This is a genomic window from Streptomyces cyslabdanicus (genome assembly GCF_052663305.1).
In genome coordinates this window covers 77,821-97,401 of sequence record NZ_JBQRUW010000003.1, presented here as the reverse complement: position 1 = coordinate 97,401, position 19,581 = coordinate 77,821, and the positions used below count along the sequence as shown (strand labels likewise).

Annotated in this window: 17 protein-coding genes; 2 read left to right on the top strand and 15 right to left on the bottom strand. The window is 73.1% G+C overall.

Features of this window, described 5'->3' with window-relative positions:
• Nucleotides 1-9: 9 nt before the first annotated feature.
• A complete protein-coding gene (locus ACTYVM_RS02610) occupies nt 10-216 on the top strand; it encodes a hypothetical protein (protein ID WP_445524319.1) in 207 nt (68 codons plus the stop codon).
• On the opposite strand, the gene ACTYVM_RS02605 is transcribed toward ACTYVM_RS02610, so the two are convergent.
• The 13 genes from ACTYVM_RS02605 to ACTYVM_RS02545 form a co-directional block, all read right to left on the bottom strand.
• Nucleotides 213-1,001, bottom strand: a complete 789-nt coding sequence (locus ACTYVM_RS02605) for a YlbL family protein (RefSeq protein ID WP_445524318.1) — start codon at nt 999-1,001, stop codon at nt 213-215. The two genes, ACTYVM_RS02610 and ACTYVM_RS02605, sit on opposite strands and share 4 nt — an antisense overlap.
• Nucleotides 1,002-1,089: 88 nt before the next feature.
• A complete protein-coding gene (locus ACTYVM_RS02600; protein ID WP_445524317.1) occupies nt 1,090-1,731 on the bottom strand; it encodes an IclR family transcriptional regulator in 642 nt (213 codons plus the stop codon).
• A 322-nt stretch (nt 1,732-2,053) separates the two neighbouring features.
• Complete coding sequence (locus ACTYVM_RS02595; protein WP_445524316.1) at nt 2,054-3,853, bottom strand: DEAD/DEAH box helicase; 1,800 nt, start codon at nt 3,851-3,853, stop codon at nt 2,054-2,056.
• A 118-nt stretch (nt 3,854-3,971) separates the two neighbouring features.
• Nucleotides 3,972-4,355 (bottom strand): type II toxin-antitoxin system death-on-curing family toxin, encoded by a 384-nt coding sequence (locus ACTYVM_RS02590; RefSeq protein ID WP_445524315.1) that lies wholly within the window; start codon nt 4,353-4,355, stop codon nt 3,972-3,974.
• On the bottom strand, nt 4,356-4,553 hold the full coding sequence (locus ACTYVM_RS02585) for an Arc family DNA-binding protein (RefSeq protein WP_445524314.1): 198 nt from the start codon (nt 4,551-4,553) through the stop codon (nt 4,356-4,358).
• A gap of 30 nt (nt 4,554-4,583) precedes the next feature.
• On the bottom strand, nt 4,584-6,080 hold the full coding sequence (locus ACTYVM_RS02580; RefSeq protein ID WP_445524313.1) for an MFS transporter: 1,497 nt from the start codon (nt 6,078-6,080) through the stop codon (nt 4,584-4,586).
• Between the two features lie 95 nt (nt 6,081-6,175).
• Nucleotides 6,176-6,787, bottom strand: coding sequence for an SUKH-4 family immunity protein (locus tag ACTYVM_RS02575; RefSeq protein WP_445524312.1), 612 nt, complete (start codon nt 6,785-6,787; stop codon nt 6,176-6,178).
• A 218-nt stretch (nt 6,788-7,005) separates the two neighbouring features.
• Complete coding sequence (locus ACTYVM_RS02570) at nt 7,006-9,309, bottom strand: xanthine dehydrogenase family protein molybdopterin-binding subunit (RefSeq protein ID WP_445524311.1); 2,304 nt, start codon at nt 9,307-9,309, stop codon at nt 7,006-7,008.
• Nucleotides 9,306-11,543 carry a (2Fe-2S)-binding protein gene (locus ACTYVM_RS02565; protein ID WP_445524310.1) on the bottom strand — a complete coding sequence of 746 codons (2,238 nt, stop codon included), beginning with the start codon at nt 11,541-11,543 and terminating at the stop codon, nt 9,306-9,308. Before ACTYVM_RS02565 ends, ACTYVM_RS02570 begins: the two co-directional genes overlap by 4 nt.
• Nucleotides 11,540-12,433 carry an FAD binding domain-containing protein gene (locus ACTYVM_RS02560; protein WP_445524309.1) on the bottom strand — a complete coding sequence of 298 codons (894 nt, stop codon included), beginning with the start codon at nt 12,431-12,433 and terminating at the stop codon, nt 11,540-11,542. The genes ACTYVM_RS02565 and ACTYVM_RS02560 overlap by 4 nt, the downstream gene beginning before the upstream one ends.
• Before the next feature lie 263 nt (nt 12,434-12,696).
• Nucleotides 12,697-14,373, bottom strand: coding sequence for a beta-N-acetylhexosaminidase (locus ACTYVM_RS02555; protein ID WP_445524308.1), 1,677 nt, complete (start codon nt 14,371-14,373; stop codon nt 12,697-12,699).
• Between the two features lie 142 nt (nt 14,374-14,515).
• Nucleotides 14,516-14,797: a DUF3039 domain-containing protein gene (locus ACTYVM_RS02550; protein ID WP_141360526.1), complete on the bottom strand. Its 282-nt coding sequence runs from the start codon at nt 14,795-14,797 to the stop codon at nt 14,516-14,518.
• A gap of 28 nt (nt 14,798-14,825) precedes the next feature.
• A complete protein-coding gene (locus ACTYVM_RS02545) occupies nt 14,826-15,395 on the bottom strand; it encodes a YqgE/AlgH family protein (RefSeq protein ID WP_400034068.1) in 570 nt (189 codons plus the stop codon).
• Between the two features lie 275 nt (nt 15,396-15,670).
• On the opposite strand from ACTYVM_RS02545, the gene murA reads away from it, so the two are divergent.
• Nucleotides 15,671-17,017, top strand: coding sequence for a UDP-N-acetylglucosamine 1-carboxyvinyltransferase (gene murA / locus ACTYVM_RS02540; protein WP_400034066.1), 1,347 nt, complete (start codon nt 15,671-15,673; stop codon nt 17,015-17,017).
• A gap of 315 nt (nt 17,018-17,332) precedes the next feature.
• Here the strand turns inward: murA and ACTYVM_RS02535 are convergent, their stop codons facing one another.
• Together ACTYVM_RS02535 and ACTYVM_RS02530 are read right to left on the bottom strand one after the other, a co-directional pair.
• Entirely contained in the window at nt 17,333-17,614 is a 282-nt protein-coding gene (locus ACTYVM_RS02535; protein ID WP_003990598.1) for an HU family DNA-binding protein, read from the bottom strand.
• 297 nt (nt 17,615-17,911) lie between these two features.
• Nucleotides 17,912-19,327 (bottom strand): NAD-dependent malic enzyme, encoded by a 1,416-nt coding sequence (locus ACTYVM_RS02530; protein WP_400034064.1) that lies wholly within the window; start codon nt 19,325-19,327, stop codon nt 17,912-17,914.
• Between the last annotated feature and the right edge of the window lie 254 nt (nt 19,328-19,581).

Genomic DNA, 19,581 nt, shown 5'->3' with positions numbered 1-19,581 from the left:
GGCCGCCCCATGCATCCCGAGACCCTTCTCGCCCTGTACGACACCCGCGCCCTCGCCCTGCACCACACCCGCACCGCCGAACTCCGGGCCTTGGCCGAAGCCCACCGGCTCGCCGCCGGGGCGCGGCGACCGCGCAAGATGCGTATCCGTCTGGGCTGGACGCTCGTCAAGGTCGGGCTGCGGCTGGCCGCCGCGCCCAGGCCGGTGAGCGTCTAACAGCTCGGGACCCGGTTCCCCGTCTCCAGCGCGCCCAGGGCGTTGACGGCGCCCTTCAGGGTGGTCACCGGGATCAGGCGCAGCCCCTTGGGGAGTTCGGACTTGGCCTCGGCGCACTCCGCCTTGGGGACCAGGAAGACGGTGGCGCCGTCCCGGTGGGCGGCCTGGGTCTTGAGGGCCACGCCGCCGACGGCGCCGACCGTGCCGTCGGCGTCGATGGTGCCCGTACCGGCGATGGTGCGGCCGCCCGTGAGGTCGCCGCCGTTGCCGTCGCCGTGGAGCTTGTCGACGATGCCGAGGGAGAACAGCAGGCCCGCGCTGGGGCCGCCGACGTCGGCGAGCTTCAGCGTGACCTCGACGTTCTTGTCGCTGACGTCGAGGTACTTCAGGGCGGCCCGGGTGGCCGCGTCCTGGGACTGCCTCATCTGCGCGGCGTTGTGCTGCTCGATCTCCTTGACGCTGTCGCCGCTCGGGTAGACCGCGTCGCGCGGCATGACCGCCCGGTCGGTGGCGAACCAGCCGTCGATCACGTCCCCCAGGGAGACCTGCGCGTCCGGTCCCGTCGCCTCGATGGTCGTCATACGGAGCTGCCCGCTGGTGCTGCGGACGGGCGCGCCGGAGATGGTGATGACGGGGGTGCCCTTGTTCTCCCCGAGCACGTTCGCCGTCATCCCGGGCTGGGCCACCGAGAACGGCAGCGGCGCGAACACCGCCGTGGCGATCAGAGCCGCGACGGGCAGCGCGCAGACGGTGAGGGCCTGGGAACGCGTGAGACGAGAGAGCACGGGTTCAATCTATCCCGCGCACGCATTCCGGCCAGCCGACGACCGTCCCCCACGACCGCCGCCGGCCGGGCGGGTGCCGCGGCGGCGGTCAGCGCAGGGCCTCCGCCACCTCGCAGGCCGCGTGGACGACGCGTGGGCCGACCCGTTCCGGTACGGAGTCCGCCAGCATGACGACCCCGACGCTGCCCTCCAGGCCCGTCACGCCGAGCAGGGGGGCCGCCGCCCCGCAGGCCCCGGCCTCCAGCTCGCCGCGCGTCAGGGTGTAGCCGGGTTCCGCGGCCGGCTGCCGGCGGGCCGCGAGGATCGCCTTGCCCGCGGCGCCCCGCTCCAGGGCATGACGGAAACCGGCCCGGTAGGCCACGTGGTAGTCGGTCCACGTCGGTTCGACCACGGCGACGGCCAGCGCCTCCGCGCCGTCCACCAGCGTCAGATGCGCGGTCGCCCCGATGTCCTCGGCCAGCGACCGCAGCGCGGGCAGCGCCGCCTCCCGCACCAGCGGATGCACCTGGCGGCCCAGCCGCAGCACCCCCAGCCCGACCCGGGCACGACCGCCCAGATCACGGCGGACGAGCATGTGTTGTTCCAGGGTGGCGAGCAGCCGGTACACCACGGTCCGGTTGACGCCCAGCCGGTGCGACAGCTCGGTGACGGTCAGCCCGTGGTCCGTCTCGGCCAGCAGTTTGAGGACTCTCAGTCCCCGGTCGAGCGTCTGGGAGGTCTCCGCGGTCACGACGCCCACTCCTTCGTGGTGAGGTAGGCGGCCCTCTCCACGTCGGACGCGTCACCGGGTCCCGTCGGTGACGCGCGGCAGAGGCCGCCGATCGGCCGACGGTCCGGGCCGTCCCGGACTGAAGTCGCTTCACGGCTGCGCTCCGCGGCGGCGCTGCCACGGTGCGTCGGCGTAGCGGGACATTAGCGAAGCCAGTTCGCTGAGCGGAAGACTTCGTCCAGAATCCGGTCATCGTCCGGTACGGAGTGCGGCGTTCCTCCCGATACGTACTCCGGTGGTGCCGTAGGACAACGCCTCAGGAACGCCCGGCGACACCCCGGTGTCACGTCATCCGCGTGGCCCACTCCTGCACCTTGGCGATGCGCTGGCGCAACTGACCCGCCGTCGCCTCGGCGCTGGGCGGCCCGCCGCACACCCGGCGCAGCTCGGTGTGGACGACCCCGTGCGGCTTGCCGCTCTGGTGGACGTACGCGCCGACCATCGTGTTGAGCTGCCGGCGCAGCTCCATCAGTTCCTTGTGGGTCACCACCGGCCGCCGGTCGGCGGGCAGTTCGAGCAGGTCGGCCTCGGTGTCGGGCCGCTTGCGGCTGTGCGCGATCTGCCGGGCCTGCCGCTTCTGCAGCAGCAGCTGCACCTGCTCGGGTTCGAGCAGGCCCGGAATGCCGAGGTAGTCCTGCTCCTCCTCGCTGCCCGGGTGGGCCTGCATGCCGAACTCGGCGCCGTCGTAGAGGACCCGGTCGAAGACGGCGTCGGACTCCAGCGCCTCGAAGGGCAGCATGTCCTGCTCGCCGGTGTCCTCGTCCTGCTCCCGGTTCGCCTCGTCCATCTCCTTCTCGGACTCGGCGTACGGGTCCTCCTCTCCGTCCTTCTTCGGCTTGTCGAGGGCGTGGTCGCGCTCGACCTCCATCTCGTTGGCGAAGGTCAGCAGGTCCGGAACGGTCGGCAGGAACACGGAGGCGGTCTCGCCGCGCCTGCGGGACCGCACGAAACGGCCGACGGCCTGGGCGAAGAAGAGCGGGGTGGAGATGGTGGTCGCGTACACCCCGACCGCGAGCCGGGGCACGTCGACGCCCTCGGACACCATGCGGACGGCGACCATCCAGCGGTCCTCGCTGCCGCTGAAGTCGTCGATGCGCTGGGAGGCGCCGGCGTCGTCGGACAGGACGAGCGTCGCGCTGCTGCCCGTGATCTCGCGGATCAGCTTGGCGTAGGCGCGGGCGGAGTCCTGGTCGGAGGCGATGACCAGGGCGCCGGCGTCCGGGATGGCCTTGCGGACCTCGGTGAGCCGCTGGTCAGCGGCGCGCAGCACAGCCGGCATCCACTCGCCGCGCGGGTCGAGCGCGGTGCGCCAGGCCTGGCTGACGGCGTCCTTGGTCATCGGCTCGCCCAGCCTGGCCTCGATCTCGTCGCCCGCCTTGGTGCGCCAGCGCATGTTGCCGCTGTAGGAGAGGAAGATGACGGGCCTCACGACGCCGTCGGAGAGGGCGGAGCCGTAGCCGTAGGTGTAGTCGGCCGCCGAACGCCGGATGCCGGCCCCGTCCTCCTCGTACGTGACGAACGGGATGGGGTTGGTGTCGGAGCGGAACGGCGTACCGGTGAGGGCGAGCCGGCGGGTCGCGGGCTCGAAGGCCTCCAGGCACGCCTCGCCCCACGACTTGGAGTCGCCGGCGTGGTGGATCTCGTCGAGGATGACGAGGGTCTTGCGCTGCTCGACGCGGTTGCGGTGCAGCATGGGGCGCACGCCGACGCCCGCGTACGTGACGGCGACACCCTGGTACGACTTGCCGAGCGGGCCCGCGCTGTACTCCGGGTCGAGCTTGATGCCTATCCGCGCGGCGGCCTCCGCCCACTGCTTCTTCAGGTGCTCGGTCGGCGCGACCACGGTGACCTGCTGGACGACGTGGTGGTGCAGCAACCAGGAGGCCAGCGTCAGCGCGAAGGTCGTCTTTCCGGCGCCGGGGGTGGCCACCGCCAGGAAGTCGCGGGGCTGGGCCTGGACGTACTTCTCCATCGCCCCCTGCTGCCAGGCACGCAGCTTCCCGGCCGTACCCCAGGGGGCGCGACCGGGAAAGGCGGGCGAAAGATGGTGCGAGTGGGACGAGCTGGCGGCGGTAGTAGTCACGGTCTCCGGTTCGCAGTGCTGGGGGTCTCGGCTACGTATGACGACCGGGCCACCCTACCGGCGGCCCGGCAGTGCCAACGCGCCGACGGCACGGCGTCACCCGGGGATGGGACTGAGGTCACATCCCCTCGTGCAGGCACCTCAGCCGCCTGGCGATCGCGCCCGGATCCTCCAGGCCGCCCGACGCCACTTCGACGACAAGCTTGTACGCCTCGTCCTGATCGACGTCGACCATCTCGATACCGTTGAAGTCGAGGAACACGACGGTGGACATCCACGCCATGCGCTTGTTGCCGTCCACCAAGGGGTGGTTGGCCGCCAGCGAATGAAGCAGCGCGGCAGCCTTCTCGAACAAGTCCGTGTATGCCTCGACGCCGAACATCTGCGACTGAGGGCGATGTACCGCAGAGGTGAGCAGCCCCAGATCGCGCACGGCGACCTCCTGCCCCCCGCAGGCCAGCTCGGCCAGGTCCAGAACCTCCTGGACCGTGAGGTACTTCATCTACTCCCCCAGCCTCCGCAGCAGGTCGGCGTGCGCCGCCGCGTACTTCGCCCCGAGACGACGCACGGTGACCCGGTCCGCCTCCTCCGCCAGATACCGGTCGATCGCCTGAAGCACTATGGCGTGCATGCTGCGCCCCTCCTCTTCCGCGCGCGCCTTGAGGGCTTCCTGCTGGTCGTCGCGAAGACGAAGATTCATAGCCATACCATCACGGTACCATTAGTGGGGTCACTGTGGTACCGACTCTGCCGCCCGCACCCGTCGCGTCACCCAGACCCCCGTCAGCGCCACCGCCGCCATCGGCAGGAACACCGCCGCGAACGCGGCCGGGTGGGAGGTGGACCCGGTGGTGGTCGCGGTCGTGTGGGCCACCGTGCCGCCGCCCAGGGCGGCGAAGGCGGCGCCGCCCGCGGCGAGCAGGACGACGTTGGAGAGGGCGTCGGAGATCTGCAGGGCCGCGGAGTTGGTGCCGGCCTCCTCCGGGGCGGACAGCCGCAGCAGCAGCACGCTGGTGGAGGCGATGACCAGGCCCATGCCGAAGCAGCCGAAGGCCCAGGAGACGGCGACCGTCCAGACCGGGACGGCGTGGATCAGCACACTGGGCGCGGCGGCGATGGCCGCGGCCACCAGCACCATCCCTAGGCTCATCAGCCGCTCCCGGTGCGGCGCCATCCGCGGCCGCGACTGCACCCACGAGCCCAGCGCCCAGGTGACCCCACCGGCCGCGAGGGAGAACCCGGCGAGCGTCGGGGACAGCCCCCGCTGGGTGACGAGCATCAGCGGCACGAAGGACTCGGCGGCGATGAAGGAGCCCGCCGCGACCCCGCGCAGCAGCACCACGGACGGCAGCCCGCGCGCCGCCCGGTAGGTGCCGCGCGGCAGCAGCCCCCGCACGGCCGGAACCAGCAGCGCGGCCCCCACCGCACCGGGCAGCAGCGACAGCCAGCGCAGGTCCTGGGCCGCGTACTGGAGCAGCCCGGCGCCCAGCGAGATGCCGAAGGCGAGCCGGATGCGGCGCAGGTCGAAGGAGGACTGCCCGGCGCCCTCCCCGCCGTCCTCCCCGGCGCCCTTGCCCACCGGGCCGCCCGCCCGCCGCCGAATCTGCGGCAGGGCGATGGCCAGCGGGAACACCACGAGCACCGGGATGCCGACGAACACCCAGCGCCAGCCCAGGTGCTCGGTCACCGCGCCCGAGGCGAGCGGTCCGACGATCGACGGGACCACCCAGGCCGCCGCGAACGCCGCCATGATCGACGGGCGCAGCCGCTCGGGGTAGGCCCGGCCGATGACGACGTACAGGGCGACGATCACCAGGCCGCCGCCGAGTCCCTGCACGGCCCGCCCCGCGATGAACACCCACATCGTGCCGGCCGTGCCCGCCAGCAGCAGCCCGGCCACGAACGAGCCGATCCCCGTGGTCAGCGCCCCCAGGGGGCCCCGGCGGTCCGACCACTGTCCGGAGAGCACCATCCCGAACAGGCTGGTGGTGAAGAACCCCGAGAACGCGAACGCGTACAGCGACACCCCGTCCAGCTCCCGCGCCGCGACGGGCATCGCCGTACCGACGGCGGTCGCCTCGAAGGCGATCAGCAGGACGACGGAGACGATCCCGATGCTCAGCGCCCGGTAGCTGCGGCTCAGCACGGTGTCGGTCGCCCCGTCAGGGGAGCCGGGTCTGTCAGGGATGTCCGCGACCTCGGTGTCGCGTGGTTCCAGGGCGCTCATGGTCGCCAGCGTAAGGTGCGCAGTCCGCTTTGGCCCCTGTCGGGAGTCGGTCCGCGGTCAGGACCTTGGTCGTAGGACCAGGGCGAGGGCCCCGTTCATGAACGCCGCGTGGCAGTCCCGTCGCGTCCGCGGCGCAGGAGCCACAGGGTGAAGGCGAGGGTGGAGACGTCCTTGGTGAGGGGGGCCGGCTCGGCCGCGGGCCCGCTCCAGGTGAGGACCTCGCCGGTGATGCCGTCGACCAGCAGGCTGCTGCCGCCGGCGAAGCGGCCGAGGCGTATCAAGTGGGCCGCGCGCGCGGGGAGTTCGTCCGGCCAGAAGTCGTCGGGGCACTCGTCGGCGCAGAACTCGGCGAGCGTCGGCAGGGGTACGTCGGTGTCCGACTGGAGGAGTACGCCGTCCTCGGGCAGGCCCGTGTCGCGCAGGAAGCGGCGGGTGGGCTCGTGGGTGAGCGCGGCGGGGAAGTCGACCTCCTCGTAGCGCGCGACGCGGCCGTGGCCGAAGTCACGGTGCAGCAGGCGGGCGCGCAGGTCGAGGGTCAGTCCGGAGGCGGTGCCGGGCCGCACGGCCGGCACCGCCGGGCGGACGCGGGCCGCCGGGCGGGTGGGTGCCACCGCCGGGTGGAACGCGAACTCGGCGTAGGCACGGCGTGGGTCGCACCCCGCCTCGGGCAGGGTGATCACCCTGACAATGGTGTCGGTCGTGCTCATCGGTCCCCCGTGCTGTTCGGTTCAGGTCCGGGACGGACGGCGTCCCGGGCTGGGTGGGTCCGGGCGCGCTCCGTCGCGGGCAACTTCCCTCGCCCCACTGCCAGAAGACTACGCCCCCTCACTGACAACACCCCAAAACGGAAGACGCCGGGCGGGCGCCCGGCGTTGCCTTCCGGCCCGCCTCACCGCGGGCGGTCCCCCTGGACTCCCCTATCCCCTCACTGCGTGGTCACGACCGCGGCCTGCGGCCGGATCGGCAGGCGGTTGACCGGTCGGCCCGTGGCGGCGCGCACCGCGGAGGCGACGGCCGCCGGGGAGGTCACCACCGGTACCGCGCTGACCGCCTTCGCGCCGAAGGGGGCGACGACGTCCCGCTCCTCGACCAGTTTCACGATCCGGACGTCGGGCGCGTCCAGGGCGGTGGACAGGGCGTAGCCGGTGAGGTCGGGGTGGCGGACCAGCCCGCGCGGGGTGCGCAGGTTCTCGGTGAGGGCGATGCCCACGCCCTGGGTGACGCCCCCCTCGATCCGGGCGGCCAGCTGGGCCGGGTTGAGGACCCGGCCCACGTCCTGGGCGAGGGCCATCTCCACGACCCGCACCGAGCCCAGTTCGACGTCCACGTCCACCACCGCGCGGATGGCGCAGAACGCCAGGCCCACGAAGGCGTCGCCCTGGCCCGACTCGTCCAGCGGCTCGGTGGGGTGCGGGCGGCACTGGGCGGTCGCCCACAGCTCCTTGCCGTCCAGCGCCTCCGTGACCGTGGTGGACAGCACACCGTCGTAGGACGTGATCTTGCCGTCGGTGATCTGGAGCAGCTCGGTGGACATGCCGAACTTGTGGGCCAGCGGCTGGAGCAGCTGGGTGCGGACCATCTTCGCCGCGCGTTCCACCGCGCCGCCCGACACCCAGGTGTGCCGGCCGCGGCAGCCGGCGCCTGCCGGCGGCTGGTCGGTGTCGACCGGGGCCACGTGCACCTCGTCGACGCCGAGCGTGTCCTGGACGATCTGCCGGGCGAGCGTCGTGAAGCCCTGGCCGCTCTCCACCGCCGCGCAGAGCACCGTCGCCACGCCGCCCTGGACCCGCACGGTCGCCGTGGAGACCTCGTCGGCGCCCTCCGCGCCGAGCATGTGCACCATGCCGAGGCCGTAGCCCACGCCTCGGCGCACCGCGCCCGGTTCGCCCGCGCCCTCGAGGCCGCCGGGCAGCAGCCACTCCTCCTCGGGGACGTCCTTGGGCAACGGCGGCAGCGGGTGGTCCCGTACGGCCTGGAGCAGTTCGGCGACCGGGGCCGGGCACGTCACCGTCTGGCCGGTCGGCAGTACGTCGCCGGTCGCCATGGCGTTGCGCAGGCGCACCTCGGCGGGGTCCAGGCCGAGCTTCTTGGCCAGCTTGTCCATCTGCGCCTCGTAGGCGGCGCACACCTGCATCGCGCCCTCGCCACGAACGTGCCCGGAGGGCGGGTTGTTGGTGCGCACGGCCCAGCCCTCGATGAAGGCGTTCGGGACGACGTAGGGGCCGCAGGCGAAGGACACGGCGGCGGCGAGGGCGTCGGAGGAGGTGTCGGCGTAGGCGCCCGCGTCCAGCAGGATCTGCGCCTCGACCTTGACCAACGTGCCCTCGGCGTCGGCGTGGTGGCGGTAGCGCAGCAGTGTCGGGTGGCGGTGGGTGTGGCCCAGGAACGACTCCTCGCGGGTCGCCGTGAGCTTCACCGGGCAACCGGTCCTCAGCGCCAGCAGGCCGAGCGGGAGTTGGAAGCCCTGGTCCTCGCGGTCGGCGGTGGCGCCCGGCACACCGGTGACGACGATCTTCACGCGCTCGGGTTCCAGGCCGTAGCAGGCGGCGAGCGCGTCGCGGTCGGCGTGCGGGTCGGTGGAGGCGATGTACAGCTCCACGCCGCCGTCGGGGCGGGGCACCGCGAGACCGGCCTCGGCGCCGATGGGGGCCGGGTCCTGGCGGCCGATGCGGTACAGGCCCTCGACGACGACCTCGCCGGCCGCCTCCGGGTCGCCGTGGCGCAGCGGGATGTGCCGGATCAGGTTGCCGTCGGGGTGCAGCGGCTCGGCCTCGAAGGCCTGTTCGGGGTCGGTCACCGGGTCGAGCACCTCGTACTCGACGATGACGGCGGCGGCGGCCATCCGCGCGGTGTCCGGGTGGTCGGCGGCCACGGCCGCGATGGGCTCGCCGTGGTGGCGTACGACCTCGGAGGCGAACACCGGGCGGTCGGCTGTGCCGCGGCCGTGCACCGGGCGGCCAGGGACGTCCTCGTGGGTGACGACGGCCCGTACGCCGGGCATCTCGCGCGCGTGCTTGGTGTCGATGGACACGATGCGCGCGTGCGGGTGCGGGGAGCGCAGCACGGCCGCCCACAGCAGGCCCTCGGCCCACAGGTCGGCCGCGTACGGGAAGGTGCCCTCCGTCTTGGCGCGGGCGTCGGCGGCCGGCAGCGAGGAGCCGAGACCGTGCGGCAGTGGTTCGGGTGCGGGGGCGGTCTCCGCGGCGGCGATGGCGGCTTCGTCGCTCACGCCTGGCCTCCGTCCTGGCCGTAGGGGTCGTGCGGTGCCGGGGTGTCGAACGCGGAGGGGTGGACCCCGCCGGCGCCCGGACCCGCCTGGTGGGGGATGCGCGGCTCGTCGGCCTCCTGCTCGGCCTCGTCCGTCGCGGTGTGCCCCTCGCGTTCGGTGACGACCTCCTTGACGGCCTGGAGGACGCCCCGGTAGCCCGTGCAGCGGCACAGGTTGCCGCAGAGCGCCTGGCGGGTCTCCAGTTCGGTCGGGTCCGGGTTGCCCTCCAGCAGGTCGTGCACGGTCATCGCCATGCCGGGCACGCAGAAGCCGCACTGCACCGCGCCGCATCGGGCGAGCGCCCGCTGGACGTCCGAGGGCTGACCGTCCACGGCCAGTCCCTCGACCGTGCGCACCTCGCTGCCGGCCGCGGTGACCGCGGGTACCAGGCAGGAGGCGACGAGGCGTCCGTCGACCTGCACGTTGCAGGCGCCGCACTCGCCCTGCGAGCAACCGTCCTTGGCGCCCGCGAGTCCGAGCCGCTCGCGCAGCACGTACAGCAGGGACTCGCCGATCCAGGCGTCGGTGACGGGCCGGTCGGCGCCGTTGACGCGCAGCACGTACGAGGCGAGCGGGTGCTCGTCCTGCGGGGGCGCCGGAGGCGGATCCTCCTGGGCGGCGTCCGGCTGTCCGGCGTCCGGCTGTTCGGCGTCCGGGTCCGGGGTCGCGGAGCCGGAGCCCGTGGCGGGCTCCTCGGCGGCCCGGGAGGGCGGCTGGGCATCCTCGGCCGGGCCGGGCCGGGCGGGCGGCTCGGCGGGCCCTTCGGCGGCCTCCACGGCCCCTCGGGCGTCCTCGCCGACCTCGGCCGCGCCGGACGTGGACCGCGGGGAGTCCGCGGGGGACTCCGCCGGGTGCTCGGGCCGGGTCTGCGGGTCTTGGGCGCCCTGGTCCGCGCGGAGTTGGGCGTGCTGCTCCGCGGGGGTGCCGGTGGGGCCGTGCCCGGGTGCGGCTGCCGCGCCGCGCCCGTACGGGGCCCCGGGCCCCTGGGCGGCGGCGGTGTCCGCGCCGGTTCCGGTCGCGACCGACGGGAAGGGAGGGGCGGTCGCCGCGGAGGAGGCGGCCTGCGGCGCCGGCTGCCCGGCCGCGCGCGGGCCCTCCGCCGGACGACCCTCCACACGGCCCGCACCCGATGCCGCCCGGTCCTCGTGCGCGCCGTCCGCCGCAGTCCCGTACGCGGCTTCAGCCGCCCCGGCACCGTCCGGCCGCCCGGCCGGGGCCGCGCCACCGGTCACGTCCTGCGCGGCGAAAGCCCCCGGCATCCGCACGCCTCCGTGCGCGCCGTCCGCCGCAGTCCCGGCCCCGTACGCGCCCTGGGCCTGCCCGGCACCGTGTCCAGCCGCACCCGGCCCTCCGGCCGGGGCCACGCCACCGGCCGCTTCAGCGCCGGCACCCTGTCCAACCCCACCGGGCCGACCGGCCGCGAAGCCGCCACCGGCCGCACCACCCGCACCAAAAGCCCCCGGCAACCGCACACCCGCGCCCGCACCGTCCGGTGCGACCCCGTACGCCGCTTCAGCCGGGCCGGTCCCGTAGGCGCTCTCGTGGGGGCCGCCCATCGGGGGCTCGCCGGGCTGTCCCGGTGTCCCGGGCTCGGTGCGGGGGCGGCTCCAGGCCTGGCCGACCTCCTCCGCGGCCCACGGGGCGGCCGCGCCGCCGGGGAGGGTGGTCGGAGGGGTGCCGCCCCACTGCTGCATCAGCGACGACGTGGTGAACTCGCCCGATTCGTCAGGGATGTCGCCCCCGGCGACCGGGATCGACCACTGCCCCGTCACGTCCTGGCCGGTCACGTCCTGGCCGGGGGCGGAAGGGGCGTGGGCGACCGGGCCCCCCTGGGACTCGCCGAAGTTCCACTGCTGGGTGGCCTCCGGACGGTACGTGAACCGGTCGTCCGTGCCCGCGTCCTGCGGCACGGCGTTGGGGTCGGGCCACTGCGCGCCCTCGGCGGACCCGCCCGGCACGCCCCAACCGCCGGTCCCCGCCGGGTCGGTGGCCCCCGGGGAGGGCGTGACCGCTATCTGCGGCGGCACGTAGCCGTGGCCGGGCGCCGCGAGCGGGCTGTGGGCGGCGAGGAGGGCGTCGATGCCGCCCTCGGGCAGCTTCACGAAGGCGGTGGCGCCGTCGTCGTACTCGCCCTGCGGCAGCGGATCCCATCGGCTGCCGCCCGGCGTGCCCTCCGCGTGCTGGTCGTCGGTCACGACAGCGCCCTCCCCAGTGCTCGTCGGGCCAGCGCGGCGACGGTGCGCCGCAGATGCAGTACGGCGGGCGGAAGCTGCTGCACGGAGCCGTCCTCGGCCGGAACCGGATCGGGGATGCAGGCCGCGGCCACGTACTCGCCGAAGGCGTTCTGCGCCTCCGGGACGATCACGCGGCCGTTGTCCCAGTCGATGAGCTGGGCCACCCAGTGCTCGGCGTCCAGCGGCCGCAGCGGCATCGGCGCTATGGCGCCCACCGCGCACCGCACCCCGCGCCGGGCCGGATCGAGGACCAGCGCCACGGACGCGACCGCGCGGCCCGGTCCGGTCCGGCCGGTCGCCTTGAGGAAGACCTGCGGCGCGTGCAGCAGCGGCACGCGCACGTAGCCGATGAGTTCGCCCCCGCGGAGCATCTCCACGCCGGCCAGCAGGTGCGACACCGGGATCTCCCGGCGGGCTCCGTCCGGGCCCGCGATGATCAGGGTCGCCTCCAGGGCGGCCAGCACCGGCAACGCGTCCCCGGTGGGGGCGGCGGTGGCGATGTTGCCGCCCAGGGTGCCCGCGTTGCGGATGTGCGGCGGGCCCGCGGCGCGCGCGGCGGCGGCCAGCGCCGGGATCAGGGCGGCGAAGTCGGGACGCCCCATGCGGGCGTGGGAGAGGCCGGCGCCGAGCAGCGCGTGGCCGTCCTGGTACTGCCAGCCGCGGATCTCGCTGATCCGGCCGAGGCCGACCAGCGCGGTGGGCCTGAGCTGCCCGGAGTTGACGGCGGCCATGAGGTCGGTGCCGCCCGCCACGGGCACCGCGGCGGGCATGGCGGTGAGTGCCGCCACCGCCTCGTTCAGCGTCGTGGGCAACGTGACGGCCTGCGCCGCCTGAGGTGCGTGCGTGGTCAAAACCGGCTGCCCCTTCCCGCTGCCCCCGCTGGTCCCACCTGTGCTGCCGTACGGTACGTGCCGACAGGGCGGACGTGGCAACTCTGGCACATCTTCGCAGGACCCGAGGACAGGGGTCCGCTAGGTGACATTCGCCCACCTCATCGAGGACATCGTCCGATTTGGCACACCCTCACCGATGCGAGCGAATTCCCACTCTTCGCTGACTCTTGCGGTCTTTTTCCGGCACTCGTTCGAGACAGCGGGCGGAACCGGTCGTCCCGCTACCTCGAAGGCGGCGGCCCCTCCAGGGGCCGCCCCAGAATGCCGGGACGCCGCTGCCACGGGCGCGGTCCGGCGGGCGGCCGGTAGCGGACTCCCAGGGCGTCCAGGCGCCCGTAGTGGGCGGTCATCCGCCGCTCGAAACCCTCGAAGTCCCGTTCCGCCGGGGCGGGCAGGGCGCTCCAGGCGACCTCGGCGAACGCGGCCAGCCGGGGGAACACCTGGTAGTCCACGCGCGCCTGATCCTCCATCACCTCGGTCCACACGTTGGCCTGCGTGCCCAGCACCCGGCGGGCCTGCGCCACGTCCAGCTCCGGGGGTACCGGCTCGAACCGGTAGACGTCCTCCAGGGTGCGCACGAAGCCGATCGGCACGGGCTCGCCCTCGCCCGGGGCCTGGCGGTGGTCCAGGTACACCTGCTGCTCGGGGCACATGACGACGTCGTGGCCCGCCCGCGCGGCGGCGATCCCGCCCGCGTACCCGCGCCAGGACGACACCGCGGCCCCCACCGCCAGGCCGCCCTCCAGGATCTCGTCCCAGCCGATGAGCCGGCGCCCGCGCGCGGCGAGCCAGGCGTCGAAGTGGCCGACGAACCAGGCCTGGAGTTCGTCCTCGCCGGCCAGCCCGAGTTCCGCGATGCGCGCCTGGGCGGCCGGCGAGGCCCGCCACTGCCCCTTGGGGCACTCGTCGCCGCCGATGTGGACAAACCTTGCGAACTCTGCGGACCCCGCGGACCGCGCGGATCCGGTGTTCGCCAGGGCGTCCGCGGGGAACAGGTCGAGCAGTTCCTCGAAGACGCCCTCGTAGAAGCGCAGGGTGGTGTCGGTGGGGGCGAGGACGTTCGGACTGACCCCCCAGTCGTCCCAGACGGTGAGGGCGGCGGTGTCGACGACGTCGGTGTTGCCGAGTTCCGGGTACGCGGCGATGGCGGCCTGCGAGTGCCCGGGGACGTCTATCTCGGGGACGACGGCGATGTGCCGCTCGGCGGCGTAGGCGACGATCTCCCGGATGTCGTCCTGGGTGTAGTGACCGCCGTGCGGTTTGTCCTCCCACAGTGGGGACGCCCGGTGGCCGAATCTCGTCCGCGCCCGCCAGGAACCGACCTCCGTCAGCCTCGGGTACCGCTTGATCTCGACGCGCCAGCCCTGGTCGTCCGTCAGGTGGAAGTGCAGCACGTTGAGTTTGTGCGCGGCCATCAGGTCGAGGTAGCGCAGGACGCCGTCCTTCGGCATGAAGTGGCGGGCCACGTCGAGCATCAGACCGCGCCAGCGGAAGCGGGGGGCGTCCTCGATCACGCCCGCCGGGACCGCGTGGGCGGCGTCCGGCCGCAGGGGGGCGCGCCGGAAGGCGTCGGGGCCGAGCAGTTGGCGCAGCGTCTGCGCACCCCAGAAGACCCCGGCCGGCGAGCCGCCGCGGATCTCGACGCCCCGGCCGGGCACGGCGGCGAGCCGGTACCCCTCGGGCGCCAGGGAGTCGTCCAGGCGCAGCCGTACGGAGTCCGGGTCGTCCTCGGCGCCGGGCGCGAGGGGCAGGCCGAGGGCCGCGCCGAGCGTGCCGCGCAGCCAGCGTTCCGTGCCGCCGGTGCCCTCGGCGGCCCACAGGGTGGTGCCCCGGTCGAGGGGGACGGCGCGGTCCGGGAGGCCGGTCACGGCGCGCGGGGCCGGAATCACGTCGGTCATGCCCCCATGGGTAGCGGCGGCCGCGACGCGGCGCAACGCCCGTTGCGCATGGTGCACCGGCCGCCCCACGACACAGGCCCCCGAGGTGCGCGCCGGCGCGCACCTCGGGGGCCCTGCGAGTCTCTGCCGAGCGGGCAGCGGGTTACTTCTTCTTGTCGTCGCCGCCCTCGCCGCCGCCGCTCATGGATTCGTAGATCTCCTTGCACAGCGGGCAGACGGGGTACTTCTTCGGGTCACGGCCCGGCACCCACACCTTGCCGCACAGCGCCACGACGGGCGTACCGTCGAGGGCGCTCGCCATGATCTTGTCCTTCTGGACGTAGTGGGCGAAGCGCTCGTGGTCGCCGTCGCCGTGGGACACCTGCGGCGTCGGCTCGACGAGGGTACCCGTACCAGTGCCGCGCTCGGGCTCGAGAGTGCTCATACCGCAAGGGTACTGAAGGCGCCGCGCATCAGTTGAGCGAAGGGTCGTCCGGATATGTGGCGACCATGGCCAGTTCGTTGCGCTGGCGGCGCAGCACCTCGCGCCACAGTTTCTCGGGGGCCGGTGAGGACACGTCGCCGGGTTCCGACTCGACGACGTACCAGGCACCCTCCGCCAGCTCGTCCTCCAGCTGGCCGGGCCCCCAGCCGGCGTATCCGGCGAAGATCCTCAGCGAGCCGAGGGCGGAGGCCAGCAACTCGGGAGGTGCCTCCAGGTCGACGAGACCGATCGCGCCGTGCACCCGGCGCCAGCCCAGCGGGGCGCCCTCGCCGGAGCCGCCAGGGATGACGGCGACGCCGAGTGCGGAGTCCAGCGACACCGGACCGCCCTGGAAGACGACGCCGGGCTCCCCGGCGAGGTCCGCCCACCCCTCCAGGATGTCGCCCACGTCCACGGGGGTGGGACGGTTGAGGACGACACCGAGGGAGCCCTCCTCGTCGTGGTCGAGAAGGAGCACCACCGCACGGTCGAAGTTCGGGTCCGCCAGGGCGGGCGTGGCCACGAGCAGCCGCCCTGTGAGCGAGGACACCTCGGTCATGCCAGACATGATCCCGCATCTTCCCCGCGCATGGGGAGCCAATCCGGCTACGGGGGTGAGCGCAGCTCAGGGGACACCGAGGCGTCACCGGCGCACGGCGTGTGCGGTGACCGCACGTGCCCGGTGCTCAACGGGGCGTGTTGGTGCGGCGTGGTAGGCCAACCCGGGCCGCCGACGGGCTTTCTGAAGGGGGGCGCATGGCGATTACCCTGTCTCTCCGGCCCCCTCCGAAATGATCGGCCGGCTCCTGCCCACCTCATCGGAACGCGAGATACATGACCGTCAACGGCACTGATGACGTACTGCTTGTCCATGGCGGAACCCCGCTGGAGGGTGAGATCCGTGTCCGCGGTGCGAAGAACCTCGTACCGAAGGCCATGGTCGCCGCCCTGCTGGGCGGTGAGCCAAGTCGCCTCCGCAACGTTCCGGACATCCGTGACGTGCGTGTCGTCCGCGGTCTGCTGCAACTGCACGGGGTGACGGTCCGTCCGGGTGACGAGCCCGGTGAGCTGGTGCTCGACCCGACCCGCGTGGAGAGCGCGAACGTCGCCGACATCGACGCCCACGCGGGCTCCTCGCGCATTCCCATCCTGTTCTGCGGGCCGCTGCTGCACCGGCTGGGGCACGCGTTCATCCCCGGCCTGGGCGGCTGCGACATCGGCGGCCGGCCCATCGACTTCCACTTCGACGTGCTGCGGCAGTTCGGCGCGGTCATCGAGAAGCGGGCCGACGGGCAGTACCTGGAGGCCCCACAGCGGCTGCGCGGGACGAAGATCCGGCTGCCGTACCCGTCCGTCGGCGCGACCGAGCAGGTGCTGCTGACGGCCGTGCTCGCCGAGGGTGTCACCGAGCTGTCCAACGCGGCCGTGGAGCCGGAGATCGAGGACCTGATCTGCGTTCTGCAGAAGATGGGCGCGATCATCGCGATGGACACCGACCGCACCATCAGGATCACGGGTGTGGAGAAGCTCGGCGGCTACGACCACCGGGCCCTGTCGGACCGGCTGGAGGCCGCGTCCTGGGCGTCGGCGGCGCTGGCGACCGAGGGCGACATCTACGTCCGCGGCGCCCAGCAGCGGTCGATGATGACCTTCCTGAACACCTACCGGAAGGTGGGTGGCGCGTTCCGGATCGACGACGAGGGCATCCGCTTCTGGCACCCGGGCGGCCAGCTGAAGTCCATCGCGCTGGAGACGGACGTGCACCCCGGTTTCCAGACCGACTGGCAGCAGCCGCTGGTGGTCGCCCTGACCCAGGCCACGGGCCTGTCGATCATCCACGAGACGGTGTACGAGTCGCGGCTGGGCTTCACCTCCGCGCTCAACCAGATGGGTGCCCACATCCAGCTCTACCGCGAGTGCCTGGGCGGCTCCGACTGCCGCTTCGGGCAGCGCAACTTCCTGCACTCGGCCGTGGTGTCGGGACCGACCCGGCTCCAGGGAGCCGACCTGGTCATCCCCGACCTGCGCGGCGGCTTCTCCTACCTGATCGCGGCCCTCGCGGCCCAGGGCACCTCCCGCGTCCACGGCATCGACCTGATCAACCGCGGCTACGAGAACTTCATGGAGAAGCTCGTGGAGCTGGGCGCCAAGGTGGAGCTCCCGGGCCAGGCCCTCGGCTGACCGAACCCTCCCCCACCGGGCCGGCCGCGTCGCCCCCGGCCGGGGGTCCGGGGGTCGCCCCCGGGCAAGCACAGCCTGGAGAAGCTCGTGGAGCTGGGCGCCAAGGTGGAGCTGCCAGGCCAGGCCCTCGGCTGACCGAACCCTCCCCGCCGGGCCGGGCCCTGGACTGATCCGCGCCCCCCGGCTGGCGCCGGGGGGCGCGTACGACGTTGGGGCGGCCCCCGGTGAGGGGACCGCCCCAATGGGCGTCGTGGTGGCCTGAAGGACCGGCCTACAGCGCCTCGTACGCCGTCCCATGGCGTACGGACGCCGAGGTCACTTGCCCTTGGCCGCTTCCTTGAGCTTGCTGCCCGCGGAGACCTTCACGCTGTAGCCGGCCGGGATCTGGATCGGCTCGCCGGTCTGCGGGTTGCGAGCGGTGCGAGCGGCACGGTGGGTGCGCTCGAAGGTCAGGAAACCAGGGATGGTGACCTTCTCGTCCCCCTTGGAGACGATGTCGCCGACGACGTCGGCGAACGCGGCCAGCACGGCGTCGGCGTCCTTGCGGGTCACCTCGGCGCGGTCGGCCAGCGCGGCCACCAGCTCACTGCGGTTCATGTTGTTACTCCCGTGTTCTTCTTGCCGTTGCGGCGAGGCCGCATGTTGGGCACAGCGAAGCCGATGCTGCCAGGGTCCTCGGTGAGTCCCCGGACCCGGGTCCGTCGCCGAACCCTCGCGCCCAGGGAGGCATCCTGCCCCCACCTGCGGCGCGAATGCCAATCCAGCACCCATAGGAGTCGTGAGAACACCCTTGGGAGTCACACGAAGAGATGCCCCAGCCTGGCCGTCACGATAGGGCCGCACCGGCGGCGTGGTGCCACGACGCGCCGGTTTCGCGGCGCGTCGTGGCCATCCTCACGCCGTTGCCGCAGTCTTCGCGGCCGCCTCCCGGACGGCCCCGGCGACCGCGCCGGCGACCTTCTCGTTGAAGACGCTCGGAATGATGTAGTTCGGGTTCAGCTCGTCCCCGGTGACCACGTCGGCGAGGGCCTGCGCGGCGGCCAGCATCATCTCCGTGTTGACGGTGCGGGACTGCGCGTCCAGCAGGCCGCGGAAGACGCCCGGGAAGACCAGCACGTTGTTGATCTGGTTGGGGAAGTCGGAGCGGCCGGTGGCCACAACTGCCGCCGTCTGACGGGCGATTGCCGGGTCGACCTCGGGGTCGGGGTTCGCGAGCGCGAACACGATCGCGCCCTCCGCCATGGCGGCCACGTCGTCGCCGTCGAGCACGTTGGGCGCCGAGACGCCGATGAAGACGTCCGCACCGTGCACGGCCTCCTTCAGCGTGCCGGTCAGGCCCTCCGGGTTGGTGTTGTCCGCGATCCAGCGCAGCGGGGAGTCCGGGGCAGCCCCGACCAGGTCCTCACGGCCGGCGTGCACCACACCGTGGATGTCGGCGACGACGGCGTTCTTCACGCCCGCGGCGAGCAGCAGCCGCAGGATCGCCGTACCGGCGGCGCCTGCGCCGGACATCACCACGCGCACGCTGTCGATCGACTTGTCGACCACGCGCAGCGCGTTGGTCAGCGCGGAGAGCACGACGATCGCGGTGCCGTGCTGGTCGTCGTGGAAGACGGGGATGTCGAGGGCCTCGCGCAGCCGGGCCTCGATCTCGAAGCAGCGGGGCGCGGAGATGTCCTCCAGGTTGATGCCCGCGAAGCCGGGGGCGATCGCCTTGACGATCTCGACGATCGCGTCGCTGTCCTGGGTGTCCAGGCAGATCGGCCAGGCGTCGATGCCGGCGAAGCGCTTGAAGAGGGCCGCCTTGCCCTCCATGACCGGCAGGGCGGCCTTCGGGCCGATGTTGCCCAGGCCGAGCACGGCCGAGCCGTCCGTCACGACCGCAACGGAGTTGCGCTTGATGGTCAGGCGCCGGGCGTCCTCGGGGTTCTCCGCGATCGCCATGCACACGCGGGCCACGCCGGGGGTGTAGACCATGGACAGGTCGTCACGGTTGCGGATGGGGTGCTTGGACGCCATCTCGATCTTGCCGCCGAGGTGCATGAGGAACGTACGGTCCGAGACCTTGCCCAGCGTGACGCCCTCGATGCCGCGCAGCTTCTCGACGATCTCCTCGGCGTGGGACGTCGAGGTGGCCGCGATGGTGACGTCGATACGGAGCCTCTCGTGGCCCGACGCGGTGACGTCGAGGCCGGTCACCGACCCTCCGGAGGACTCCACGGCCGTGGTGAGCTGCGATACGGCGGTTCCGCCCGCCGGCACCTCCAGACGGATCGTCATCGAGTAGGAGACGCTGGGCGCCGTTGCCATGGCCGACTTCCTCTGCTTTCACCGTGTCGCGAAGTTCTGCCGTCCGATCGTCGCACCTACCCCCGAGTACGCGGTAGCCGCCCCTGATTGCGGACGTAGTGTTCACCGGGTGGTGTCGTTTTCGGAAAGTTAATTCCACCATACGAGAATCGGTGCGGCCACGGAAGACGCGAGGGCGGCAGGGGACGACAAAAGAGGCTCACGTCACATCGTGACGTGAGCCTCCTGGAAGTTTGACGACACCGACCCGCCAT

Bases quoted from the DNA above. Each gene is read 5' to 3' on its own strand.
- ACTYVM_RS02610 (WP_445524319.1), top strand. From the start codon at position 10: ATGCATCCCGAGACCCTTCTCGCCCTGTACGACACCCGCGCCCTCGCC.
- ACTYVM_RS02590 (WP_445524315.1), bottom strand. From the start codon at position 4,355: ATGAAGTACCTCACGGTCCAGGAGGTTCTGGACCTGGCCGAGCTGGCC.
- ACTYVM_RS02585 (WP_445524314.1), bottom strand. From the start codon at position 4,553: ATGAATCTTCGTCTTCGCGACGACCAGCAGGAAGCCCTCAAGGCGCGC.
- ACTYVM_RS02580 (WP_445524313.1), bottom strand. From the start codon at position 6,080: ATGAGCGCCCTGGAACCACGCGACACCGAGGTCGCGGACATCCCTGAC.
- ACTYVM_RS02575 (WP_445524312.1), bottom strand. From the start codon at position 6,787: ATGAGCACGACCGACACCATTGTCAGGGTGATCACCCTGCCCGAGGCG.
- ACTYVM_RS02555 (WP_445524308.1), bottom strand. From the start codon at position 14,373: ATGACCGACGTGATTCCGGCCCCGCGCGCCGTGACCGGCCTCCCGGAC.
- ACTYVM_RS02550 (WP_141360526.1), bottom strand. From the start codon at position 14,797: ATGAGCACTCTCGAGCCCGAGCGCGGCACTGGTACGGGTACCCTCGTC.
- ACTYVM_RS02545 (WP_400034068.1), bottom strand. From the start codon at position 15,395: ATGACCGAGGTGTCCTCGCTCACAGGGCGGCTGCTCGTGGCCACGCCC.
- murA (WP_400034066.1), top strand. From the start codon at position 15,671: ATGACCGTCAACGGCACTGATGACGTACTGCTTGTCCATGGCGGAACC.
- ACTYVM_RS02535 (WP_003990598.1), bottom strand. From the start codon at position 17,614: ATGAACCGCAGTGAGCTGGTGGCCGCGCTGGCCGACCGCGCCGAGGTG.
- ACTYVM_RS02530 (WP_400034064.1), bottom strand. From the start codon at position 19,327: ATGGCAACGGCGCCCAGCGTCTCCTACTCGATGACGATCCGTCTGGAG.